The sequence below is a fragment of the Pseudomonas sp. Irchel 3H9 genome (assembly GCF_900187495.1).
Lineage (GTDB): Bacteria > Pseudomonadota > Gammaproteobacteria > Pseudomonadales > Pseudomonadaceae > Aquipseudomonas > Aquipseudomonas sivasensis.
Window position 1 is genome coordinate 1 of sequence record NZ_FYDK01000016.1, and the last position, 5,358, is coordinate 5,358.

At 59.8% G+C, this 5,358-nt stretch carries 1 pseudogene; it reads right to left on the reverse strand.

From position 1 onward, the window contains the following. Positions 1 to 5,358: pseudogene (locus tag CKW32_RS28245) on the reverse strand (Ig-like domain-containing protein); the annotation flags it as partial.

The window sequence follows — 5,358 nt, forward strand, 5'->3', positions numbered from 1 at the left end:
CCTGAGTCAGGACAACGTTGTTGCCAACGATGGCGTAGTAACCGTCTTTATTGCTGTCGCCGGTGAAGGTGACCACCAGGTTTGCAACTGGGGTTTCTTCGTCACCCACGGTGAACGAGCCCGCCACGGTGTCTTTGCTGACAGCGTCTTCAACCAACGGATTGGCGGTTACTTCGATGGTCGGCAGGTCGTTGACCAGCGTCACGTCCGGAGTAGCGGCGGCAGTTGCGCTGCCCTTGTCGGCATCAGTCACGGTCAGGTCAAACGCTGGGAGTTTGTTCCCTGCATTGACGAAGTCAGCACCGGCCTGAGTCAAGACAACGTTGTTGCCAACGATGGCGTAGTAACCGTCTTTATTGCTGTCACCGGTGAAGGTGACTTTCAAATCGGCAACTGGGGTTTCTTCGTCACCCACGGTGAACGAGCCCGCCACAGTGTCTTTGCTGACAGCGTCTTCAACCAACGGATTGGCGGTTACTTCGATGGTCGGCAGGTCGTTGACCAGCGTCACATCCGGCGTTGCAGCATCGTGCGAGCTGCCCTTATCGGCATCCGTCACGGTCAAGTCAATCGCAGGCAGTTTGTTACCCGCGTTGACGAAGTTCGCGCCCGCCAGGGTCAACACCACGGCGTTGCCAAGGAGGGTGTAGTAGCCATCTTTGTTGCTGTCGCCGGTGAAGGTCACTTTCAGATCGGCAATCGGGGTCTCAACGTCGCTGACGGTAAAGGTACCGGCAACGGTGCCTTCGGCCACGGAGCCTTCCACCAGAGGGTTCGCTACGACATCAATCACCGGCAGATCGTTGACCGCAATCACGTTGATCGGCAGCGTAATCGACTCGGACTTAGGCGCCGCATCACCATCCTGCGCAGTGGCGGTGACGGTGAGGTTCACCAGGCCATTGGCGTTTGGTACCGGGTTATAGACCAGCGTGCCCTTGTTCCAGGTGCTGATATCGATGCTTTGCACGTCAGCCGTGGCCGTGAAGCTGTGGCCCGGCGTGCCGTCGGAAATGGTCGCGCCTTCTGGAATACCGCTGATTTCCAGCTTCAGCGTCTCGGAGCCGTCTTTGTCGGTCGCATAAGCGTCAATCGCAGACAACTTGATCGCGTGGTCTTCCAGGCCAGTGTTCAGCACCTGGGTAACGCTGATGTTGTCCAGCACGCCGCCAAGCGAGTTGTTGGTATCGCCGGCCGGGGCCTTGAATTCGAGTTTGGCATCGCCGTCAGCGGTGACCGGCACGGTGAAGGTGTAGGTCTTCATGCCAACGACAGTGGTGTCCAGGGTGCCGACTTTGACGCCGCCCCAGAACACGTCGATCACCGAGCTGTTCTCAGCGCCCGCACGCGGCGAGTAGTCGACCGAGATGGTGTACGCGGTGCCGCCTTCCGCCTTGATGATGGTGTACAGGCTGGCGTCGTCGCCGGCGTTTTTCTCCAGCTCGATGACCTGGCTATTGCCTGGGGTCTCTACGCCGTAAATGCTGCTTTGGCCGATTTCCACCTTGCCGTCGGCGTTGCCGGTCTGCCATTGGGTATTCGGATTGGTACCGGCTGCGTTATTGGCATCGCCAACCGCGACGACGCTCCAGGAGCCGCCGATGGGGGCGCTGTCGAAGTTGATCGCGCTGACAACGCCGCCACCGAGCAGGCCCAGGTGCGGGGTATCGGTAACTGGGGCGATTGTCACTGGGGCAGTGGTTTCGACGCTGGCTTTACCAGCATTGTCGACCGCGGTGAAGGTGAGCGCGGTATTGCCGCTCCAGTCCGCGGTTGGGGAGAAGTAAACCGACGCCTTGCCGTCAGCGCCCGCTGGCACCGAATCACCGACCTTGAGTTCGGTGGTCAGGCTGGCGTCGCTATACAGCTTGCCGTTTTCCGGCAAGGTGGTGATGACGAACTGGGCAACGGAACCGTCCACATCGGCGCCACTCAGTACGATGGTGGCCGCGTGGTCTTCGTCCGCGCCCGCCGAGGTGGCGGTTGCTGTCGGTGCATCGTTGAATAGCTCGACGGTGACCTTGCCGGTGGCGCTGCTGGTTTCCGGTGGCTCACGATCAAGGTTGCCGCCACCGATATCGGTGACGTCGATGGTTACTGTGCGATCAGTGCCAACCGGATTGTTGCCCGGGGCCTGGAAGGTAATCGCTTCAACCAGCTTGGTGAAGTCGGCCGCGCTGTTGCCGGCTGGCGAGTTGCTGGTCAGGGTGTAGACGATCTTGCCATCGGCGGCGCTGCCGCTTTCGGTGATGGTGATACCCGCAACAGCGAGGGCCTTGAGCACGTCGGCGTTGCTGAGCAGGTCGCCGGACACCAGGTGATCAACGGTGACCACTACCTTGCTGAAGGTTTTGTTGTCGACGTCGGTGATGCTCAGGTTTTCGACCAGTGCCACCGCACCTTTCTGCTCGACAAACTTAGTGCTGTCGAAACTGATAACCGGCGCATCGTTAACCGGTACCACGTAGATCACGGAAGTCACAGGCGCGGAGTCCGCCTGGCCGTCGTTCACGGTGATGGTCAGGTTACGGTTGGCCGGGCTTGGGTCTTCGCTTTCGCTGGCGAAGTGCACCGATCGCAGGACTTCCTGGTACTCAGCCTTGGTCGCTTCACCGGACAGGGTCAGTACGCCGGTGTCCTTGTCATAGCTGACGGTGATTTTGGTGTTGCTGACATCGGCGATCAGCACGTCATCGGCCAAGTGGTTGACCAGCGTGACCTTGGCGCTTTGCAAGGTGCTGTTGTCGACGTCGGTGATGGTCAGGTTCGCCGCGACGTAGCCGCCGGGTTTGCCCTCGATGTAGGTGTCGCCGAACGCGTTGGTCGAACCATTGCCCAGTACAGGCGCGTCGTTGACCGCAGTGACCACGACGCTGATCTTGCCGGTCGAGACTTCTTCAACACCGGTGCTCAACTCTTTGGCGGTGGCCTTCACGGTCAAGTCGAAACTGGCCGTCGAGTCCTTGAACGGCGTAACCGTCAGGGTGCTCAGGTTCCAGGTGCTCACGTCGTACAGCGTGTTTGCGCCGGTTGAGATGATGCTATGGCCGGTAGTGCCGTCGGTGAGCACGGAGCCTTCCGGCAAGCCGCTGATTTCCACCTTGTGGGATTCCGAGCCGTCGGTGTCGACAAAAGTGGCGGTGATCGGCGCGATCTTAATCGCGGTGTCTTCCAGACCGTGGTTGTAGACGTTGCCGGTGTAATAGCCTTCGCCATTCACAACGTGGCTGTCGCCCAGGACCATGCCTGCGGCTTCCAACGCGGCGGCACTGGTGTAGGTCTGCAGGCCACTGTTGCCCAGGGACACCGACGAACCGTTGTTGATCGACACATTGACGTCGTAGTTGCCCGGGCCGTTCTGGTTGTAGTGGTAGATGTCGAGGGTGTAGTAACCCGACTCGGTCGGCGTGTAGGACGACCCGTTGATACCGCTGCCCTGGCTCCAGGTTTCGGAAGCGACCAGCTTGCCGCCCACGGTGATAGCCAGACTGTCGTCGGCCGAGCCGGTGAAGGTGTAGCTCTTGCCAGCTTCCAGGTAAACCAGACCGGACACTTTGGTCGCGGTGCCTTCGGCCACATTGCCGTTGCTTACATTGCTGGTCACGCCCGTGGAGGCGGCGCTGTCAGCGGTTTGGGCGTTGATCACTTTGATCAGGGTGCTGGACTGGGTGACGCCTTGGCCGTTAGTGCCCAACTCGCCCGGCAGGTTGCTGCCGGTCCAGGTTTGAATGGTCAGACCGGTTGGCACTTGGCCGACGGTCAGCACCGGCACATCCGTCACCGGGTGAATATCCACGGTGATGGTTTTGGTATCGCTGTAGGAGTTGCCGTCGGTGGCCTGGAACTTCAGCTCGGTGTAATCACCTTGCTTGTTGCCCACGCCGGTGTTGCCGAAGCTGTTGTCGCCCGACTCGTTGTCTGCCGGGGTGTAACGCACGTTGTGGGCATCGAAGTCAGCCTGAGTGAAGGCCTTGCCCGCCGAGGTGTCGGTTTTCAGATCGGCCGTGGTGAGCTTGACCCACTCACCGTCGACTTTGTATTCGATGGAGCCGGCCGGCAGGCTGGTGAACACCACTGCCGGGCTCGTGGAATCTTCGTCCTGCACACCGAAAGTCGCCCAAGTGAGCTCGATCGAGGTGTCTTCGTTGCCCTCGATGCGGCCGTCGACGGCGGTTGGGGTGTCATCGACCAGCGTGACAGCGGGCTGGCCAGTGTTGTGGGAATTGAGGCCTTCAGGGTCGGTGACGGTCAGGTCGATTTTTGGCAACTGATTACCGGCATTGACGAAATCGGCGCCTTTTTGGGTCAGCACGACATTGTTGCCGGAGAGGCTGTAGTAGCCGTCAGCGTTGGTGCCGGTGGTGAAGCTGATGGTCAGGCTTTCACGCGGAGACTCTTCGTCACGCGCGTTGAACGTACCGGCGACGGTGCCAACTTCGGCGGTGTTTTCGACGATGGTCGTCGGCGTGATGTCGATCAGCGGTACATCGTTGACCAGGGTTACGGTCGGTTGACCAGTGCCGGTGGAATTCAGGCCTTCAACGTCGGTGACGGTCAGGTCGATCTTCGGCAGCTGGTTGCCGGCGTTAACGAAGTCCGCGCCTTTTTCGGTCAGGACTACGTTGTTGCCGGAGATGGCGTAGTAACCATCTGCGTTGGTGCCAGCGGTGAAGCTGATGTTCAGGTTTTCGCGCGGGGTTTCTTCGTCTTTCGCGACGAAAGTACCGGCGACGGTGCCTGCTTCGGCGGTGTTCTCGACGATGGTAGTCGGCGTGACAGCAATTACTGGGACGTCGTTAACCAGGGTCACGGTCGGTTGACCGGTGCCGGTGGAGTTCAGGCCTTCAACGTCAGTAACGGTCAGGTCGATCTTCGGCAGCTGGTTACCCGCGTTAACGAAGTCAGCGCCTTTTTCAGTCAGCACGACGTTGTTGCCGGAGATGGCGTAGTAGCCGTCAGCGTTGGTGCCTGCGGTGAAGCTGATGTTCAGGTTTTCGCGCGGGGTTTCTTCGTCTTTGGCAACGAAGGTACCGGCGACGGTGCCTGCTTCAGCGGTGTTTTCAACGATGGTGGTCGGCGTGACAGCAATTACTGGAACATCGTTAACCAAGGTCACGGTCGGTTGACCGGTGCCGGTGGAGTTCAGGCCTTCAACGTCAGTAACGGTCAGGTCGATCTTCGGCAGCTGGTTACCCGCGTTAACGAAGTCAGCGCCTTTTTCGGTCAGGACCACGTTGTTGCCGGAGATAGCGTAGTAACCGTCAGCGTTGGTGCCAGCGGTGAAGCTGATGTTCAGGTTCTCGCGTGGGGTTTCTTCATCTTTCGCGACGAAGGTACCGGCGACGGTGCCTGCTTCAG